The sequence below is a fragment of the Arthrobacter sp. L77 genome (assembly GCF_000816565.1).
GTDB lineage: Bacteria > Actinomycetota > Actinomycetes > Actinomycetales > Micrococcaceae > Arthrobacter_D > Arthrobacter_D antioxidans.
Genome location: NZ_JWSU01000007.1, coordinates 39,852 through 58,027 on the forward strand (window position 1 = coordinate 39,852; position 18,176 = coordinate 58,027).

The following is an 18,176-nucleotide window of genomic DNA, read 5'->3' on the forward strand; positions in this document are numbered from 1 at the left end:
GCGGGGTTCTGGAGTCGTTCCTGCTACTGGCCGGAGCCGAGCTGCTCGGGACCCGGGATCGTCCCCGACTCGGCGCTCGGTGCCGTGTCCGTCGCGGGTTCTCCGGCGGCGGGAGGGGTCGGGTTCGAGCCGAGGTCCGGCGCAGCGATGAGGACCTCGGGCTCGGGGCCCTCCGTCGCGGGTTCCGGCGTACCGGTCACCGTCTTCGAATCCAGCTCGATGGTCCCGAACGTCGGGGAGGACACCATGCCGAGTTTCGTCGCGGCCGCGGCCAGGTTCTGGGGCGCCTCCTTCGCCTCGATGGCGAGCACGAGCGCCTCGTTCTCCTGGCTCAGGGCCGTCTGCTGGTTCCGGAGCTGCACGAGTTCGTACTGCGTGCCGGAGACGGAGATGTTGAGCATGAGCACCGTGGCGAGTGCCGCGGCGAGCACGAGCAGGCTGAAGACGGCGAAGGGCACCTTGCGCCGCGCAGGGCGTGCAGGCACCACGGACAGTGGCGTCCGGGTCCTCGTGGTGGCGGGGGCCTCGGTGGCCGGCCCGGTCAGCCGTCCCGGAGCCAGCGCGAGAGCGCCGTTCCCGGAGAAGGCCGCGGCGCTGTGTCGCTTCTCCACGGTCAGTGCCTGGCTCATGTGGTCTTCCTGTCGACGGGTCCGGCTGTGATTCGTTCAACTGCCCGCAGCTTGGCCGATGCCGCACGCGGGTTCTCCTCGATCTCCGCCGCGGTGGGCGCTTCTGTGCCGCGGGTCAGGGATCGGAGGTAGGGCTTGTGCTCCTCGAGTTCCACCGGGAATCCGACGGGCGCAGAGGACTTCGTTCCGGCGGTGAACGCGCTCTTCACGATGCGGTCCTCCAGGGAGTGGTAGGACATCGCGACGACGCGGCCGCCGGTCAGGATGGAGGCGACGGCTGCGGGGATGGCCCGTTCGAGGACGGTGAGTTCCTCGTTGACCTCGATCCGCAGCGCCTGGAACGTGCGCTTGGCGGGGTGCCCACCGGTGCGGGCCGCGGCGGCAGGCACGACGCCGCGGATGACGTCCACGAGCTGGGACGTGGTCCGGAACGGTTCGGTCTCCCTCGTCCGGACGATCGCCGATGCGATCCTCCCGGCGAACTTCTCCTCGCCCCAGGTGCGGATGATGCGGAGGAGGTCGTCCTCGCGGTAGGTGTTGACCACCTCGGCCGCCGTGATGCCCCGGCTCGTGTCCATGCGCATGTCGAGCGGCGCGTCGTAGGAGTAGGCGAACCCCCGCTCGCGTTCGTCGAGCTGCAGGGAGGAGACGCCGAGATCGAAGAGGACGCCGTCCACGCCGTCGATCCCGAGGTCCTCGAGCACCTCGAGCAGTTCGTCGTACACGGCGTGGACCAGGTCGGTGCGTGCCGCGTACGGGGCGAGGCGTTCGCCGGCGAGCCCGAGCGCCTCGGTGTCGCGGTCGATGCCGACGAGGTGCGCGTCGGGGAAACGCTGGAGCATGCTCTCGGAGTGGCCCCCCATGCCGAGCGTGGCATCGACGACGACCGCGCGCCGACCGGCGGATTCCGCCGCGACGACGGCAGGCGCGAGGAGGGAGACGCAGCGGTCGCGGAGGACGGGGACGTGGCGCTCCCCCGTCGGCCGGTCACCGCTCATGCGTCCTCTTCTTCCTGCAGTCGGTACTCGTCTCGGGTTTCACTGCAGGCAGGAAGGGAGGTCGGCCTTCTTGGATCAGACCCCCATCCGGCCGGAGGGTCGTCGCCTGGCTTCGGGGAAGTGAAGCCAGGAGGCGTACCGGATCCGGCGGCTGGAGATCTCATCCAAGGGACGTTCCCACCTGCGCCGTCGTGCTGTCGTGCTGTCGTTCAGATGATGCCCGGGAAGGCGTCCTCGTCCGTCTCGGAGAACGCGGTCTCCTTCTCCGTCAGGTAGGAGTCCCAGGCGTCCGCCGCCCAGATCTCCGCGCGGCTTCCCGCCCCGATGACCGCCAGGTCCCGGTCGAGTCCCGCGTAGGTCCTCAGCGCGGGCGGGATGGTGATCCTGCCCTGCTTGTCGGGTACCTCGTCCGAGGCTCCCGAGAGGAAGATGCGGTTGTAGTCCCTCGCCTGGCGTGACGAGATGGGAGCCGTGCGCATCTGTTCGTGAACCCTCTCGAACTCACTCATGCTGAAGACGTAGATGCACCGTTCCTGGCCCCTCGTGAGGACCAGCCCCTCGCTCAGTTCCTCACGGAACTTCGCAGGGAGAATGAGCCTGCCTTTTTCATCCAGGCGGGGGTTATGAGTTCCGAGGAACATCCATGACCGCCTGTTCTGAGTCCGCCAAGCCCGGCGTGGTGCCGCTTCGCTCTTATATTCCCCACTTTACTCCACAACTCTCCCCGGTCAACGTTCATGGGGGCGCGCCGCGCCGCTTTTCGTCGGCGCGTGTCGCGGTCGGGCGACTGGTGACGGCGTCCTGGCGCCCCCGGATCCCGTGGGGAGCGAAGTGGAGGACTTAAACGCAGAAGGACCCGCCGAGGCGGGTCCTTCTGCAGTGCGGTGGAGTGCTCCGACTCCTAGGACTGGTCGCGCTTCCGTTCGTCCCATTTGTCTTCGAGGCTGGACATGAAACCGCTCTTGCCTCCGGTGGTCGCCTTGGACGGTTTGCCGATCGGCTGGCCGGTGTCGACCTGCTTCGACTTCGTCGTGGCAAAGTACACGCCGGCTCCCATGATCAGGAAGCCGGCGACGCCGATGAAGATGTTCTGCCAGACGATGCCCGCCAGGAGGACGAGGATGCCGGCGATCGTGATGAGTGAACCGATGACAAGACGCCTGGTCGACATCGACTTGCGACTGTCCGAGGCCATGGAGTGCGCGAACTTGGGATCGTCGGCGTGTAACTGCTGTTCAAGCTGATCAAGCAACCTCTGCTCGTGTTCCGAGAGTGCCATGACCGCCTCCTTGATATGGGTACCAACGTTCCTTCACCCAACCAACGCTCCTGACGCTGCCCCGGTTCCCGATGGGAGGCTCCGGGACCCCGGGTTCCGGGTGGTGGATTTGCGTCACGACCGGCAGTTGGACTACCGGGTTAAAGACTAGTGTGCTACTGCGTGGGAGCAAAGTCACAATGCGGTGTTGGGAGCCACCTCTTCTGGATGATATGGGCCCGTCCTGGCGCTCAGCGGCGAGGATCGTGATCGTCCTGCACCGGGCCCCGCGGCGATGCTCCGGGAGGCCCGGGCCGTTGTGGCCGATCACCGTCGCGGGCCCCGTGCGGAGTGCGCGTCCGCTCGTCCTCGGCGGCCGCCGGCAGCCCGCCGCCGGGCCCCCTCGGAGATGCCTGCGGACGCGCTCGGGCGAGCAGGCCCGCGGGCATGACGCCGGCGTCCCCGAACTTCCGGTTGACATCGTCGAGGACCCGTTCGGCGAGCCTCCAGTTGTCGTCCTGCCGGTCGATCGTCAGCTGCGTGGAACCGTCGCCGCCGGTCTCGAGCGACTCGGCACGGAGGCCGATCAGCCGCACCGCCATGGGCCTGTCGCCCAGGCCGGCGAGCAGCGCCGTCGCGGCCCGGTAGAGGGCGTTCGCGTTGTCCACGGGTTCGTCGAGCTTCTTCGATCGGGTGAGGGTCGAGAAGTCCTCGTAGCGGAGCTTGAGCGCCACCGTCCCGGCACGGTGACCGGACGCCCGCAGCCTCGCCGCCGTCCGGTGGGCGAGCCTCAGCAGCTCCCGGCGGAGGACGTCGGAGTCCTCGACGTCGCGGGAGAACGTCTCCTCCGCGCCGATGCTCTTCTCCGGGCGCGAGACCACGACCCGCCTCGGGTCACGGCCCCAGGCCAGGTGATGCACGTGCTCACCGGCGGCGCCGAGGAGCCTGCGGAGCGTGGGCACCGGGGTGAGCGCGACGTCCTCCACCGTGCGGATGCCGATACGCGCCAGGACCTCCTGCGTCTTCGCGCCCACACCCCAGAGGGCGGAGACGGGGAGCGTGTGGAGATAGGCGACCGTCCGGTCGCCCGGGATGAGCAGGAGGCCGTCCGGCTTGGCCCTCGTCGAGGCGATCTTCGCCACGAACTTCGTCGTCGCCGCCCCGACGCTCGCCGTGATGCCCAGCGTCGAGTGGATCTCCGCGCGGACCTGCTCGCCGATCTCCCGCGGGCTGCCCAGCCGCCGGAGGGAACCCGCGACGTCGAGGAAGGCCTCGTCCACGCTCAGCTGCTCGACCTCCGGCGTGACCGATCGGAAGATCCCCATCACCTGCCCGGAGACCTCCGCGTACCGGTCGTGGTGCGGGGGGAGGATGACGGCGGTGGGGCACTGCCGCATCGCGACCGCCATCGGCATCGCGGACCGCACGCCGAAGCGACGGGCCTCATAGGAGGCCGACAGCACCACCGACCGTCCGGACGGGGATCCCACGACCACCGGCACGCCGCGCAGGTGCGGGTGGTCGAGCAGTTCCACGGAGACGTAGAAGGCGTCCATGTCGATGTGCAGGATGTGGCACTCCGCGTACTCGACAGGTTCCTGCCCCACATCCTTTGGCACGCCTTCATCGTACGCACCCGCACCGACACCGAACCCGTACCGAACCCATACCGACCCGACACCGACCCGACACCGGACCCACCCGCATCGGCAGCCCCTCGGGCTCCCGGCGCGGCCCACGATCGCCGGCCGCAGGCGCACCCCGGGAGAACCGGCCGGGGCGCCGGTTAGAGTGGGGACACCACCGAAAGACGAACTGCACGGGAGATTCATGCTGTCCGCACCCGCCATCCCCGACCAGGGCGGCCCCGCTCCCGATGCCATCACCGTGGAGCAGGAACGGTTCAGGTCCTCCCTCACACGGACCATCGAGGACTTCCTCGGCGAGCAGCGCTCCGTGCTGGCCTCCATCTCCGACGAGGCACTCCCCCTCATCTCGAGCATCGCCACCCTGACGAGCGGGGGGAAGAGGATGCGGGCGCTGCTGTGCTACTGGGGCTGGCGGGCGGCGGGCGGATCAGCCCTGGCGTCCGCTCCGGTGACGGCCGGCACGGCCCTCGAGTTCTTCCAGGCCGCGGCCCTGATCCACGACGACATCATCGACCGGTCCGACACCCGGCGCGGGCGCCCGAGCGTCCACCGGCAGTTCACGGCACGGCATGCGGACGCGGGGTGGCATCTCGACGCGGAGCGGTTCGGCGTCTCCTCCGCCATCCTGGCGGGCGATCTCTGCCTCGCCTTCAGCGAGGAGCTCTTCACGGGGTGCTGCTCCGGCGTCACGGGCGACGCCGGGACCGCGGCGCGCGCGATCTTCAACCGCATGCGCACGGAGGTGATGGCCGGTCAGTACCTGGACCTGCTGGAAGAAGCCGTCGGCCCGGACCAGACCCCGGCGGTGGCCGAGGACCGGGCGCTCAACATCCTCCGCTTCAAGTCGGCCAAGTACTCGATGGAACGGCCCCTCATGCTCGGCGGGGCGCTCGCCGGCGCCGACGACGCGCTGCTCGCCGCCTACTCGGCGTTCTCGCTACCGCTGGGTGAGGCGTTCCAGCTGCGCGACGACGTCCTGGGCGTCTTCGGCGATCCGTCGGTGACGGGCAAGCCCGCCGGAGACGATCTGCGCGAGGGCAAGCGGACCTTCCTGATCGCGCGCGCCCTCGGATCCAGCAGCGAGACCGGGCGTGCCCGGATCAACGCGATGCTCGGCGACACGTCCCTCGACGCGGACGCCGTGGATGTCCTGCGGGCGCTCATCGTGGACAGCGGAGCGCTGGCGCACACGGAGCAGCTCATCGGGCAGAAATCGGAAGAGGCGTTCGCGGCACTCGAGGACCTCACAGTGGACCCCGTCTCGCTGCGCGCACTGCGACTGCTCGCGGAGGCGGCGGTGACCAGGACCGCCTGACGGTGCCTCGCCCCGGAGGTCGCCCGCCCCGGATCGTCCCCGGCGGGCAGGATGCCTCTACCAGGCAGCGGCCTGGGCGCGGCGGCGGATCTCGGTCTTGCGGCCCTCCCGCAGCGCGTCGATGGGCCGGCCCGGCAGCGACTCGTCCTCGGTGTACAGCCACCGGATGATGTCCTCGTCGCCGTAGCCGCTGTCCGCCAGCACCACCACGGTGCCCTTGAGGCTGTCGAGGACGCCTCCGTCGACGAGGAAATCCGCCGGCACGCTGCGGATGTTGCGCTCTCCGATCCGCACGCTCACGAGGGATCGCTCGCTGACGAGCGAGTGCACGCGGGTGATGGGCAGATCGAGTGCCTCGGCCACCTCGGGGAGATTGAGCCAGGCCGGGACGAGTTGTTCGAGTTCAGTCACCGTCCAAGGGTGCCATGCTCCCGCACCCAACTCCACTCGGCCGCGCTCCGGCAAGGACTCCTCAAGAATCGGTGGGCAGGACACGCCGATCTTGACGATTCCCTGCATTTTCATGCCCTTGTGCTAACGAACCCATCGTGTAGATTCACTTGAGTCGCACAAGTCACAATATCAACACGTGTAACACCAGCATCATCAGCACAGCATGATCCCGGACAGGAAGAGTCACCCCGGGGCATGCGTCCGCGCGGACTCAGCCGCCAACAGACGAGGAACCAAACATGACTGCCCAGCGATCGAACGCACCGCTGAACGGCGCCCGCAGGAAGGTCGACGGCTCGAGCCGACGCCGCCTGAATGTCGCCGTGACCACCGCCGCCCTGCCCGCGGTGCTTCTCTCCTCCGTGGCTCTCGCCCAGCCGGCCACGGCAGCACCTGCCACTCAGGCTCCGGTCACCCGGCACCTCGGAGCAACAGCAGCCGCCCTTCCCCCGCGGGCCGTCGTCCCGGCCGCCCTCGTCGCCGCCCAGATCCCCGCGCAGAAGATCGCCGTCGTCACGCAGACGGTGCCCAGCACCTACATCGTCAAGTCCGGTGACACCATCGGCGCGATCGCCAAGCGGTACGGGCTGTCCACCGACGCCGTCCTGACGCGCAACGGCATGACCGCGCGCACCATCATCTACCCGGGACAGAAGATCCTGCTGACCGGGAAGTCCTCCCCCGTGGCGAAGCCCGCCCCCGCGGCCCCGGCGGCACCGACGGCCGGATCCACCTACGTCGTCAAGCCCGGCGACACCCTGGGCGCCATCGCCTCCCGCCACGGCGTGAGCCTCCAGAGCGTCCTCACGGCCAACAAGCTGTCGATGACCTCGATCATCTACCCGGGCCAGAAGCTCAGCCTCGGCGGCAAGGCACCTGCCCCCGCCCCCGCCCCGGCGCCCACCAAGCCGACGCCCGCACCGGCACCGGCCGGCGGCACGTATGTCGTGAAATCCGGCGACACGCTGGGTGCCATCGCCTCCCGCAGCGGCATCGGCCTCGATACGCTGCTGACCGCCAACGGCCTCTCGAGGTCGTCGATCATCTACCCCGGCCAGAAGCTCAAGCTCACCGGTTCCGTCACGCCGCAGGCGACTCCCCCGAAGGCACCGGCCCCTGCCCCCGCGCCCGCGGCCGGCTCGTACGTCGTGAAGGCCGGCGACACGCTGGGCGCCATCGCCTCCCGCAACGGGGTGGGCCTCTCCAGCCTGCTCACCGCCAACCGCATGAGCGCAACGACGGTGATCTACCCGGGCCAGAAGCTCACCATCCCGGGCCCGGGCACCACGCCCGCACCCGCCCCCGCGCCGACCGGCCTCGTGCCCTCGACCTTCCTCGGCTTCACGTACCCGGACAAGGTGGTGGCGGACGCGAACGCCAACAAGGCGCTGCTCAACTCGCTTCCCGCGCCGTCGCAGGCCGACATGAAGAAGATCGTCGCCGACACCGCACGCTCCATGGGTGTGGATCCGAGCCTCGCGATGGCGTTCGCCCACCAGGAATCGGGCTTCAACCAGCGTGCGGTCTCGCCGGCGAACGCCATCGGCACCATGCAGGTCATCCCCTCGTCCGGTCAGTGGGCCAGCGACCTCGTGGGTCGCAAGCTCAACCTCCTGGACCCGTACGACAACGCCACGGCCGGCGTCGCGATCATCCGCGCGCTGACCCGCACCAGCCCGTCGCTGGACATCGCGATCGCGTCCTACTACCAGGGCCAGTACTCGGTGCAGACCCGCGGCATGTTCTCGGACACCAAGCAGTACGTCGCGTCGATCAAGGCCCACCAGAAGAATTTCCGGTAGGCCCGCTCCGGTCCTGGACCGGTGAGGGGGTGGGGCCGCGTGTGGCCCCACCCCCTTTTCGCTGCTCCCGTTTAGTATCGAAGGGTGCACCAGCAACGGAAGGACCCCCTCGAGGGGGCAACTGTCGACGGGCGCTATGTCGTCCACTCGCGGTTGGCCCGCGGGGGCATGTCCACCGTCTACCTCGCCACCGACCGCCGGCTGGACCGGCGCGTGGCGCTCAAGGTCCTGTATCCGCACCTGGCCGAGGAGCCCGGCTTCATCGACCGCTTCGAGCAGGAGGCGAAGTCCGCGGCCCGGCTCTCCCACCCGCACGTCGTCGGCGTCCTCGACCAGGGCGTGGACGACGTCGGGGGGCAGAACGTCGCCTACCTCGTCATGGAGTTCGTCGAGGGCCGGACCCTGCGCGATGTCCTGCGCGAGCACGGCAGGCTGACACCGCGCCGTGCCCTCGACCTGCTCGACGCGGTGGTGGAGGGGCTGGCGGCCGCCCATGATGCGGGCCTGATCCACCGCGACGTGAAGCCGGAGAACGTCCTCCTCTCCGACACGGGCCGGGTGAAGATCGCCGACTTCGGGCTGGCCCGCGCCGTGTCGGCGACCACGGGCACCGCGACCCTCGTGGGGACCGTCGCCTATCTCTCCCCCGAGCTCGTCCTCGGCCGGCCCGCCGAAGCACAGAGCGACATCTACTCGACGGGCGTCATGCTCTTCGAACTCCTCACCGGGCAGCAGCCCTTCACGGGCGACACGCCCATCCAGGTGGCCATCCAGCATGCGCAGGCGGATGTGCCGGCGCCCTCCGTGCTCCTTCCCGGCCTCGCGCCGGACATCGACGAATTGGTGCAGTGGTGCACCTCCAGGGATCCCGAGGACCGCCCGGTGGACGGCGCCGCGCTGCTCGGCGAACTCCGGCACATCCGCCGGACGCTCACCGACGAGGAGCTCGACTTCGCACCCGAGGACGCGCCCGCCGTCCCGGAACAGGATCAGCTCACCGTCGCCGTCGTCCCGCAACTCACGGGCGACGACACCCGGACCGGGGCGGCAGGTCCCGGAGACACCGACGGGGCCTCCGGCCGGACGGAGGTCCTGCCGCGCACGGCCTACGAGGACCACCGCACCAGCGTCATCAGCAGGGACCGCAACGCGACCCGCGTCATCGGGGCGATGCCCGCCGTCCCGCCGGCGTCGGGCCCGTCGGCGCCGTCCGGGGACGAGGGACGGCCGGGCGGCACGGCGACCGCGGTCGGCGGTCCTGGAGGAAGCACGGCCCGTCCGCTGTCGAAACGGCAGCAGGCACGCCAGGCGCAGCGCCCGCAGAAGACGCTGCGCGGGCGGACCGGGCGTCGGTCCGTCCGGCTGCTCGTGGCCCTGCTGATCGTCCTCGCCGGCCTGGTCGCCGGGCTCGGCTGGATCTTCGGGGCAGGACCGGCCGGGGTGGTCACCCTTCCCGACGTCGCGAACGTCCCGCTCGGGGAGGCGCGCGCCGCCCTGGAGGACCAGGGGCTCGTCTCCGTGTCCACGGAGGAGGCCTTCGACGAGGAGGTCCTCGCCGGCCTCGTGATCGGCACGGACCCGGCCGCGAACACCGAGGTCCGACGCTTCGAGCGCGTGGACCTGCTCGTCTCGAGAGGGCCCGAGCTGTTCGCCGTCCCGGAGCTCGGCGGCAGGTCGCAGGTCGACGCCACCGCGGAGCTCGAGGCCGCAGGCCTGGCCGTCGGCGCGCTGGACGAGGAGTACAGCGAGAGCGTGCCGGCCGGCGGGATCCTGCGGCAGGACCCGGCGCAGGGCGCCGAGCTCCGGCGCGGTTCCGTGGTGGACCTCGTGGTGTCCCTCGGCCCCGCGCCGATCGCCGTCCCCGACGTCGTCGGGCTCGCCGAGCAGGACGCCGTGGACGCGCTCGAGGAGGCGGGGCTCGTGCCGGTCGTGGGCGAGGCCCGCGAGTACAGCCGGACGGTGCCGGCCGGCGCCGTCGCGGGCCAGAGCCCTTCCGGCACCGAGGTCCAGCGCGGGACCGGCGTCACGCTCACGCTCTCCCGCGGCCCGCGCCTGGTGCAGGTGCCGAGCGTCTTCTCGCTGTCGGAGGAGCGCGCCGTGGACGTCCTGGAAGCCGCCGGTTTCGAGGTGGAGGTCGACTACACCTTCGGCAGCGCGGTCCTGGGACTCGTCGCCGGGCAGAGCCCGTCGGGCGAACAGCCCGAAGGAAGCGTCATCCGCATCACGGTCACCTGAGGCGCGGTGGCCCGGAACGCCGAAGGCGGCCACCGCGGTGGCCGCCTTCGGGAGGGTCCTGGTCGAGGGGTGTCCTCCGAGGTTCAGCTCTTCGAGAGCGCGCCGGCGACGAGGAACGCCATCTCGAGGGACTGCATGTGGTTGAGGCGGGGATCGCACACTGACTCGTACCGCTCCAGGAAGGCGTCCTGGTCGATCGGGTCGGCGCCGCCCAGGCACTCGGCGACGTCGTCGCCGGTCATCTCGACGTGCAGCCCGCCCGGGAAGGTGCCGAGGGAGTTGTGCACCTCGAAGAACCCGCGCACCTCGTCGATGACGTCGTCGAAGTTGCGCGTCTTGTAGCCGTTGGGCGAGGTCACCGTGTTGCCGTGCATGGGATCCGTCACCCAGAGGACCTGCGCACCCGAAGCCGTGACGCGTTCCACGAGCTGCGGCAGCTTCTCGCGGATGTTCTTCGCACCCATGCGCGTGATGAACGTGAGCCTGCCCGGCTCGCGGTTCGGGTCGAGCTTGTCGATGAGCGCGAGGGCGTCGTCCCCCGACGTCGACGGACCGAGCTTGACGCCGATCGGGTTCCGCACCCGGGACAGGAAGTCCACGTGGGCGCCGTCGATCTCGCGGGTGCGCTCCCCGATCCACAGGAAGTGCGCGGAGGTGTCGTACGGGAGGGAGGTGCGCGAGTCGATCCGCGTCAGCGCACGCTCGTAGTCCAGGAGCAGGGCTTCGTGGCTGGCGAAGAACTCCACGCGCTTGAGGGCTTCGAAGTCCGTGCCGCAGGCGTCCATGAAGCGCACGGCGCGGTCGATCTCCCGGGCGAGCGACTCGTAGCGGGAGTGCGCCGGGTTGGCCATGAAGCCCTTGTTCCAGTGGTGGACCAGCCGGAGGTCCGCGAATCCGCCCTGCGTGAAGGCCCGGATCAGGTTCAGGGTGGAGGCCGACGTGTGGTAGGCCTTCACCATCCGGGAGGCGTCGTGCCCGCGGCTCTCCGGGGTGAAGTCGTACCCGTTGACCATGTCCCCGCGGTAGGCCGGCAGCGTGATGCCGTCGCGCGTCTCGTCGTTGGAGGACCGCGGCTTGGCGAACTGGCCTGCCATGCGCCCCATCTTGATGACCGGCAGGGAGGCGCCGTAGGTCAGGACGACGGCCATCTGGAGGATCGTGCGGACACGGGCACTGATCTTGTCGGCCGTCGCACCGTCGAACGTCTCCGCGCAGTCGCCGCCCTGGAGCAGGAACGCCTTGCCCTGGGCGGCCGCGGCGAGCCGCTCGCGCAGCACGTCCACCTCCCCGGCGAAGACGAGGGGCGGAAGGGTCGAGAGTTCCTTGACCGACGCCGAATAGACTCCGGGATCCTGCCACGAGGGCTGCTGCGCCGCGGTCATCGAACGCCAGGCATCGAGGCCGGCGAGGGTGGACGAAGCGGAATCCGCGGTGCGCGGGAGGACGGGAGCTAGTGAGTCAGTCACACCCGAATTCTACTGGCTGGGCGGAGACGTCCCGATTCGGCCCGTCATGGCCGCCCGGGGCGGTGTCATACAGCGACACCTCACGCCGGTCACGCGGAGACACCGGCGCGCCGGGGCCGCTGTGCGGGCCCGACCTCCCGGGGCAGGACGATCAGGCGGGGCCGGTCGTCCCGTCGCGCGGGGCGTCCTGCCCCTCGTCGGGCGTCGGGGGCTCGTCCGAGGGTGTGCGGCCGATCTCGGTGACGGCCCCCGGTGCCGGGGTGGCGGCGTCGGTGGAGATCCTGACGGCGGCCCTCCGCGTGTCGGCGCCGGGCCTCGGCGCCTTCCGGCCCGCCGCCTTCTCCGCGGCGAGGCGCTCCTTGACCGTACTGGCGTACGCGTCGACGTACTCCTGCCCGGAGAGGCGCATCAGTTCGTACATGATCTCGTCGGTGACGGAGCGCTGGACGAAGCGGTCGTCCTCGAGTCCCTCGTACCGGGTGAAGTCGAGGGGCTCGCCGATGATGATGCCGACGCGGCGGATGTTGGGGATGCGGCGGCCGATGGGCTGCACCTTGTCCGTGCCGATCATCGCCACGGGGATCACCGGTACGCCGGTGGCGAGGACCAGCTTCGCGACGCCGGTCTTGCCGCGGTAGAGGCGCCCGTCCGGGCTGCGGGTCCCCTCGGGGTAGATGCCGAGGACACCGCCGTCGTTCAGGATGTCCATCCCGGCGCTCAGCGAGGAGGACGACGCCGCCCCGCCCGAGCGGTCCATGGGCAACTGGTTGGACAGCCGGAAGAAGAGCGCCGTCAGCCGGCCCTTGAGGCTCTTGCCCGTGAAGTACTCGGACTTCGCGAGGAACACGACCTTCCGGGGAACCACGATCGGCAGGAAGATCGAGTCGGAGAAGGACAGGTGGTTGCTGACGATCACGGCGGGACCCGAGGCCGGGACGTTGTCGAGTCCCTTCACCCACGGCCGGAACAGGAGGTTGAGGATCGGACCGACGATGATCCGCTTCATCACCCAATAGAACACGCTGCCAGCCTCCCTGATGGACGGTGCGGCACTCGGCAGTGCCGCCCGCTTTTTCCTCTGGAAGCCTACTCTAAGGGTGCCGGCGTGACGGACGGTGGCACCTCTGCCACCCGGGCGGGGAAAGACCGACACGCTGGGTATCGGTTGACGTAGCGCCGTGCGGTGTCCACGATTGAACGAGCACGCCCACTGATGTCCGAAATTGCCGGGTGGAGATCCTCCGAACCCTGGCCGCAGCACGCGACGGCAGGTAGCAAAGTATGGGCCCCCGAGGTCAGGAACCGAACGAATCCACGGACGACGCCGTATGGCAGGACCTCGTGGCGCGGCTGGAAGGGACGTCCGCCGATCCCGAGTCCCCCGCCGCGCCGTTCCGCGCGCGGATCGACGGGGTGCCGGCACCCCGACCGGGCGGTCCCGACGGCCAGGGGCCACCAGCCACCCGCGGTTCCGGCGACGGCGTCCACGATGCCGTCCGCGCCGCGGACGACGCCCCGGGTGACGCTACAGGGGCCACGAGCCGCGAGCGGGCGGAGGCCGTCTTCCGCAACCAGCCCCTGCTTCCTTCCGGGCCGCGCGACTACGCCGCGCCGGATGATCCGGACGAGGACGAGGGGTTCACCCCGGAGGACCCGCCGCCGCTCGGATCGGGCGACCCGCTCACGGTCCTCGCCTGGATCGGCGCGGCCGGCGGACCGATCCTGCTGTTCCTCATCGCCATGTTCTGGCGGACGGCGCCCATGGCCGCGACGCTGGGCCTGCTCGCGGTCTTCCTGGCAGGCGCCGGCTACCTGGTCACCAAGCTGCCCAAGCATCGGGACATGGGCGACGACGGCGCCGAGGTCTGACACGGGCAGCTGCGCTCAGGTGCCGCTGCGTGAGAGCAGGCGGGACAGGTCCGCAGCACCGATGAGCCCCGCGGCCGGCCCCAGGGCCGCCCGCTCGATCCGCGCCACGGGGCGGAAGCCCCGACCGGTCAGGTTCCTTCCGAAGGCGCGCCGGGCCGGCTCCAGCAGGAGATCGCCCGCCGCGCTCAGCCCGCCGCCGATCACGAACGTGCCGGGGTCGAGGGCCGCCGCCAGGTTGGCCAGCCCCAGTCCCAGCCACTGGCCGACGTCGTCGACGAGTTCGCGCGACGTCGGGTCCCCCTCCATGGCGAGCCGGGTGACGAGGGCACCGGTGATCGCACCGCCGTCGGCTGCCGCGGCGTCGATGACGGCCTGCGCCACGGGCGACTGCGCAGCCGCCAGCTCGCGTGCCTCGCGTCCCAGCGCGTTGCCCGAGGCGTACTGTTCCCAGCACCCCCGGTTCCCGCATTCGCAGCGCTGACCCTGCGGGACGATGATCTGGTGGCCGAACTCGCCCGCGACGCCGTACCGGCCACGCTCCACGCGTCCTCCCATGATCATGGCCCCGCCGATCCCGGTCCCCAGAGTCACGCAGACCAGGCGGGACTCCCCGCGGCCCGCGCCGAACCGCCACTCGGCCCAGGCGGCGGCGTCGGCGTCGTTCACCACCGTCACGCGCCGGCGGAGCAGCTTCTCGAGGTTGCGCCGCACCGGCTCGTTGCGCCAGGCCAGATGCGGGCTGAACAGCACGGTGCTGTTCGACAGGTCCATCCAGCCCGCTGCCCCGATGCCGACCGAGCGGACACGGTATTCCCTCGACAGTTCCCGGACGAGATCGGTGACGGCCGCCTCGACGGCGCGCGCGTCCTGGCCCGGCGTCGGCCGGCGGGCCTCGGCGAGGATCCGCCCGTGGACGTCCACCACGCCGGCGGCGATCTTGGTGCCGCCGATGTCCACGCCGACCGACAGGCCACGGCGCGCCGGATTGGGGAGTGCGGTACGGGCCGGGCGCGCGGCCATCGGCCCGTGGCCCCGCCACGCCAGGCCCGTGTCGCGGCGCTGCCGCCGGGTCCGGGGGACGCCCGGCTCGGACATGATCGACATGCGGTCCTCCTCCTCGCGGGACGCGCGCGCACCCGTCACCGATTCGTACCTTACTGGAGAGCGTTTCGGGCAGGCACACTATAGGGTTGAACCACCTCGCCGTGAGGAGATATCAAAGGAGCTATCGTGCGCGACATCAGCGTCCCCGTCCTCGTCGACGTCCCCCGCCGGACGAACACCACGGACCTCGTGATCAGGCAGGCCTCCAAGCCCTCGAACCCGGCCCTCTTCGCCGTCAAGGGGACCTCGGGCGAATGGGAGAACATCTCGGCCACCGAGTTCCGCCGCCAGGTCGAGGACGTCGCGAAGGGCCTGATCGCCTCGGGCGTCCAGCCCGGGGACCGCGTGGCCATCATGGCCCGCACGCGGTACGAGTGGTCGCTGGCCGACTTCGCGATCTGGTTCGCCGGCGCGGTCTCCGTCCCCGTCTACGAGACCTCCTCCCCCGCGCAGGTCGCCTGGATCCTCAGCGACTCGGGTGCGGTCGGGGCCTTCGTCGAGTCGGCACGCCACGAGGGCGTGGTCCGTGATGCCGTCGCACTGGAGGACATCGCATCCCTGCAGCACGTCTGGCAGTTCGACGGTGACGGACTGGACACGCTGCGGACGGCCGGGGTGGGGACGGACGAGCAGATGCTGGCGGACCGCCGGGCACATGCGGGGCTCGACGACATCGCCACGATCATCTACACCTCGGGTACCACGGGCCGGCCCAAGGGGTGCGAACTGACGCACGGCAACTTCGTCGAGCTGTCGGAGAACGCCGCCGCCGCCCTCCCGGAGGTGGCCCGCGAGGGCGGCCAGACCATCATGTTCCTCCCCCTCGCCCACGTCTTCGCCCGCTTCATCTCGGTGCTGTGCGTCGCAGCCGGGGCTACGGTGGCGCACACACCCGACGTCAAGAACCTGCTCCCCGACCTGCAGAGCTACCGGCCCACGTTCATCCTGGCCGTGCCGCGCGTCTTCGAGAAGGTGTACAACAACTCGATGCTCAAGGCCGAGGACGGCGGCAAGGGCAAGATCTTCCACGCGGGCGCCGATGTGGCCATCGCGTGGTCGAAGGCCGAGCAGGCCGGGAAGATCCCCCTGGCCCTGAAGGTCAAGCACGCGGTCTTCGACCGGCTGCTGTACGGCAAGATCCGCACGGCCATGGGCGGCCGCGTGGAGCACGCGGTGTCCGGCGGGGCACCCCTCGGGGACCGGCTGGGGCACTTCTTCCACGGCATCGGACTCATGGTGCTCGAGGGCTACGGCCTGACGGAGACCACCGCGCCCATCACGGTGAACACGCCGAAGCGCATCAAGATCGGGACCGTGGGCGCTCCCCTCCCCGGCAACGCGGTGAAGATCGCCGACGACGGCGAGATCCTCGCCAAGGGCGTCTGCGTCATGAAGGGCTACTACAACCGCCCGGACCTGACCGCCGAGGCCTTCCTCGACGGGTGGTTCCGTACCGGTGACATCGGCGAGCTCGACGACGACGGCTTCCTGCGCATCACCGGCCGGAAGAAGGAGATCATCGTGACGGCCAGCGGGAAGAACGTGATCCCGGCGATGCTCGAGGACGCGATCCGCGCCAACGCCCTGGTCTCCCAGTGCGTCGTCGTCGGCGACGCCCGGCCCTTCATCTCCGCCCTCGTCACGATCGACGAGGAGGCCCTGCCGGGCTGGCTCGACCGGCACCAGCTGCCGGCCGGCACCACGATCGCCGAGGCCGCCGAGCACCCGGCGGTCCTGGCGGAGATCCAGGTCCTGGTGGACCAGGCGAACTCGACGGTCTCGCGGGCGGAGGCGATCAAGGAGTTCCGGATCGTCACGACGGACTTCACCGAGAGCACGGGCCACCTGACGCCGTCCCTGAAGATCAAGCGGGCCCAGGTCCTCAAGGACTACTCGGACGTCGTGGAGTCCATCTACAGCAAGGCCGCCGTCTGACCGGACGGGGTCCCGGCCCTTCGTGGCCGGGGCCCCGGGTCAGTCGATCGCGAGATTCAGCAGGGCGTTCTCGACCACTTCGGTGAGGGCCGGATGGATCCAGTACTGACCCCGCGCCATCGTGTGCGCGTCCAGTCCGAAGGACATGGCCTGGACGAGGGGCTGGATGATCATCGACGCCTCGTGGCCGAGGATGTGGGCGCCCAGGATCCGGCCGGTGTGCTGCTCGGCGATGATCTTCGCGAAGCCGAGTGAATCCTCCATCGCCCACCCGTACGCGGTGGAGCCGTAGTGCTGCACGGCCGTCACGACGGCCGTGCCTTCGGCCTCGGCGTACGCGAGGGCCTGTTCCTCCGTCATGCCGACGGAGGCCGCCTGCGGGTGCGAGAACACCGCGGCGGGCACGAAGCGGTGGTCGCTCGCCCGCAGCGCCTCGGGATGGAGCAGGTTGTGGGCCACGACCTTCGCCTCGTGGTTCGCGACGTGCTTGAGCTGGTAGGGGCTGCTCACGTCCCCGAGGGACCACAGTCCGTCCACGGGCGTCCCGTTGCGCAGGACCCGCTGGAACTCGTCGACGGCGAGGCGGCCGTCGTCGTGGAGGTCCAGCCCCGCCTCGGAGGCCCCCAGGCGGTCGGTGTTGGGCGTGCGGCCGATGGCCACGAGCACGGCGTCGACCTCGAGTTCGGCGACCCCGGCCGGGCCGCTGAGCCGGGCGGTGACGCTGCCGTCGTCGTTGGCGGCCAGGCCCGTGACGTCCGTGTCCACCCGGAGGTCCCACTGCCGGGCGGCCTGCTCGGTGAAGGACCCGGACACGGTCTCGTCCAGGTGGCGCAGCATGCCGGCGGAGCGGACGGCGAGCGTCACGCGCGTGCCGAACGAGCCGAACACGTGCGCGAACTCCGCTGCGATGTAGCCTCCGCCGATGATGAGCAGGCGCTGCGGCTGCTCCTCCATCCGCATGATGGAGTCCGAGGTGTGCACCTGGGGCAGGGTGATGCCCGGGATGTCCGGGAGCGCGGCACGCGAGCCGGTGGCCAGGACCAACTGGTCGGCCGTGACGACGTCCCCGGCCGGCGTCTCGAAGGACTTCTCCCCCGTCAGCCGGACGTACTCCTCGATGAGGGTGACGTTCGCGAGTTCCTCCGCGCGGTACGTCCTCCCGCCGCGCGAGATCGCGTCGATGCGGGTGAAGATGCGGTCCCGGATGTCCCGCCAGCGCACCCCGTCCAGCGAGAGGTCCACGCCGAGTCGCGAGGACTCGGCCGGAGCGGTGGCCAGCCCGGCGGGGTACACGAACATCTTCGTGGGGATGCAGCCCACGTTGAGGCAGGTGCCGCCGAAGGTCCCGCCCTCGACGAGCACCACCTTGCGGTCGTCCCATTCCGGGGAGATGAGCGTGTTGCCCGAGCCGGAGCCGATGATCGCGAGGTCGTAGTGGGTCACACCCGCAGTCTAGCGGCGGT

The 18,176-nt window shown here is 70.4% G+C and carries 15 protein-coding genes; 5 read left to right on the top strand and 10 right to left on the bottom strand.

The window, feature by feature from the left end:
• Positions 1-23: 23 nt before the first annotated feature.
• The 5 genes from RY94_RS14745 to dinB all read right to left on the bottom strand — a co-directional run bounded on the left by RY94_RS14745 (position 24) and on the right by dinB (position 4,504).
• Complete coding sequence (locus RY94_RS14745; RefSeq protein ID WP_052274444.1) at positions 24-629, bottom strand: hypothetical protein; 606 nt, start codon at positions 627-629, stop codon at positions 24-26.
• Positions 626-1,627 (bottom strand): 16S rRNA (cytosine(1402)-N(4))-methyltransferase RsmH, encoded by a 1,002-nt coding sequence (rsmH, locus tag RY94_RS14750; RefSeq protein ID WP_043446980.1) that lies wholly within the window; start codon positions 1,625-1,627, stop codon positions 626-628. Before rsmH ends, RY94_RS14745 begins: the two co-directional genes overlap by 4 nt.
• A 209-nt stretch (positions 1,628-1,836) precedes the next feature.
• Positions 1,837-2,268: a division/cell wall cluster transcriptional repressor MraZ gene (gene mraZ, locus RY94_RS14755; protein WP_043446982.1), complete on the bottom strand. Its 432-nt coding sequence runs from the start codon at positions 2,266-2,268 to the stop codon at positions 1,837-1,839.
• Positions 2,269-2,528: 260 nt separating this feature from the next.
• Complete coding sequence (locus RY94_RS14760; protein WP_043446983.1) at positions 2,529-2,906, bottom strand: DUF3040 domain-containing protein; 378 nt, start codon at positions 2,904-2,906, stop codon at positions 2,529-2,531.
• A 230-nt stretch (positions 2,907-3,136) separates the two neighbouring features.
• Positions 3,137-4,504, bottom strand: a complete 1,368-nt coding sequence (gene dinB / locus RY94_RS14765; RefSeq protein ID WP_269429760.1) for a DNA polymerase IV — start codon at positions 4,502-4,504, stop codon at positions 3,137-3,139.
• A 211-nt stretch (positions 4,505-4,715) separates the two neighbouring features.
• Here dinB and RY94_RS14770 point away from each other — a divergent pair, with 211 nt between their 5' ends.
• Complete coding sequence (locus RY94_RS14770; protein WP_052274445.1) at positions 4,716-5,849, top strand: polyprenyl synthetase family protein; 1,134 nt, start codon at positions 4,716-4,718, stop codon at positions 5,847-5,849.
• 57 nt (positions 5,850-5,906) lie between these two features.
• Here RY94_RS14770 and RY94_RS14775 read toward each other — a convergent pair whose 3' ends face one another.
• Positions 5,907-6,260 (bottom strand): Rv2175c family DNA-binding protein, encoded by a 354-nt coding sequence (locus RY94_RS14775; protein ID WP_043446986.1) that lies wholly within the window; start codon positions 6,258-6,260, stop codon positions 5,907-5,909.
• Positions 6,261-6,541: 281 nt separating this feature from the next.
• Between RY94_RS14775 and RY94_RS14780 the strand changes: the two genes are divergently transcribed.
• Both RY94_RS14780 and pknB read left to right on the top strand, forming a co-directional pair.
• Positions 6,542-8,104, top strand: a complete 1,563-nt coding sequence (locus RY94_RS14780) for a lytic transglycosylase domain-containing protein (RefSeq protein ID WP_052274446.1) — start codon at positions 6,542-6,544, stop codon at positions 8,102-8,104.
• 84 nt (positions 8,105-8,188) lie between these two features.
• Entirely contained in the window at positions 8,189-10,339 is a 2,151-nt protein-coding gene (gene pknB, locus RY94_RS14785; RefSeq protein WP_043446988.1) for a Stk1 family PASTA domain-containing Ser/Thr kinase, read from the top strand.
• Between the two features lie 83 nt (positions 10,340-10,422).
• Here pknB and RY94_RS14790 read toward each other — a convergent pair whose 3' ends face one another.
• Together RY94_RS14790 and RY94_RS14795 are read right to left on the bottom strand one after the other, a co-directional pair.
• Positions 10,423-11,805, bottom strand: a complete 1,383-nt coding sequence (locus RY94_RS14790; protein ID WP_043446990.1) for a class II 3-deoxy-7-phosphoheptulonate synthase — start codon at positions 11,803-11,805, stop codon at positions 10,423-10,425.
• A gap of 151 nt (positions 11,806-11,956) precedes the next feature.
• On the bottom strand, positions 11,957-12,826 hold the full coding sequence (locus RY94_RS14795; RefSeq protein WP_052274447.1) for a lysophospholipid acyltransferase family protein: 870 nt from the start codon (positions 12,824-12,826) through the stop codon (positions 11,957-11,959).
• A gap of 260 nt (positions 12,827-13,086) precedes the next feature.
• Between RY94_RS14795 and RY94_RS14800 the strand changes: the two genes are divergently transcribed.
• Entirely contained in the window at positions 13,087-13,674 is a 588-nt protein-coding gene (locus RY94_RS14800; RefSeq protein WP_043446991.1) for a hypothetical protein, read from the top strand.
• 15 nt (positions 13,675-13,689) lie between these two features.
• On the opposite strand, the gene RY94_RS14805 is transcribed toward RY94_RS14800, so the two are convergent.
• Positions 13,690-14,694 carry an ROK family glucokinase gene (locus tag RY94_RS14805; RefSeq protein ID WP_231554564.1) on the bottom strand — a complete coding sequence of 335 codons (1,005 nt, stop codon included), beginning with the start codon at positions 14,692-14,694 and terminating at the stop codon, positions 13,690-13,692.
• 210 nt (positions 14,695-14,904) lie between these two features.
• On the opposite strand from RY94_RS14805, the gene RY94_RS14810 reads away from it, so the two are divergent.
• Positions 14,905-16,713, top strand: coding sequence for an AMP-dependent synthetase/ligase (locus RY94_RS14810; RefSeq protein ID WP_043446993.1), 1,809 nt, complete (start codon positions 14,905-14,907; stop codon positions 16,711-16,713).
• A 39-nt stretch (positions 16,714-16,752) separates the two neighbouring features.
• On the opposite strand, the gene RY94_RS14815 is transcribed toward RY94_RS14810, so the two are convergent.
• Positions 16,753-18,156 carry a mycothione reductase gene (locus RY94_RS14815; protein ID WP_043446995.1) on the bottom strand — a complete coding sequence of 468 codons (1,404 nt, stop codon included), beginning with the start codon at positions 18,154-18,156 and terminating at the stop codon, positions 16,753-16,755.
• Positions 18,157-18,176 lie beyond the last annotated feature (20 nt).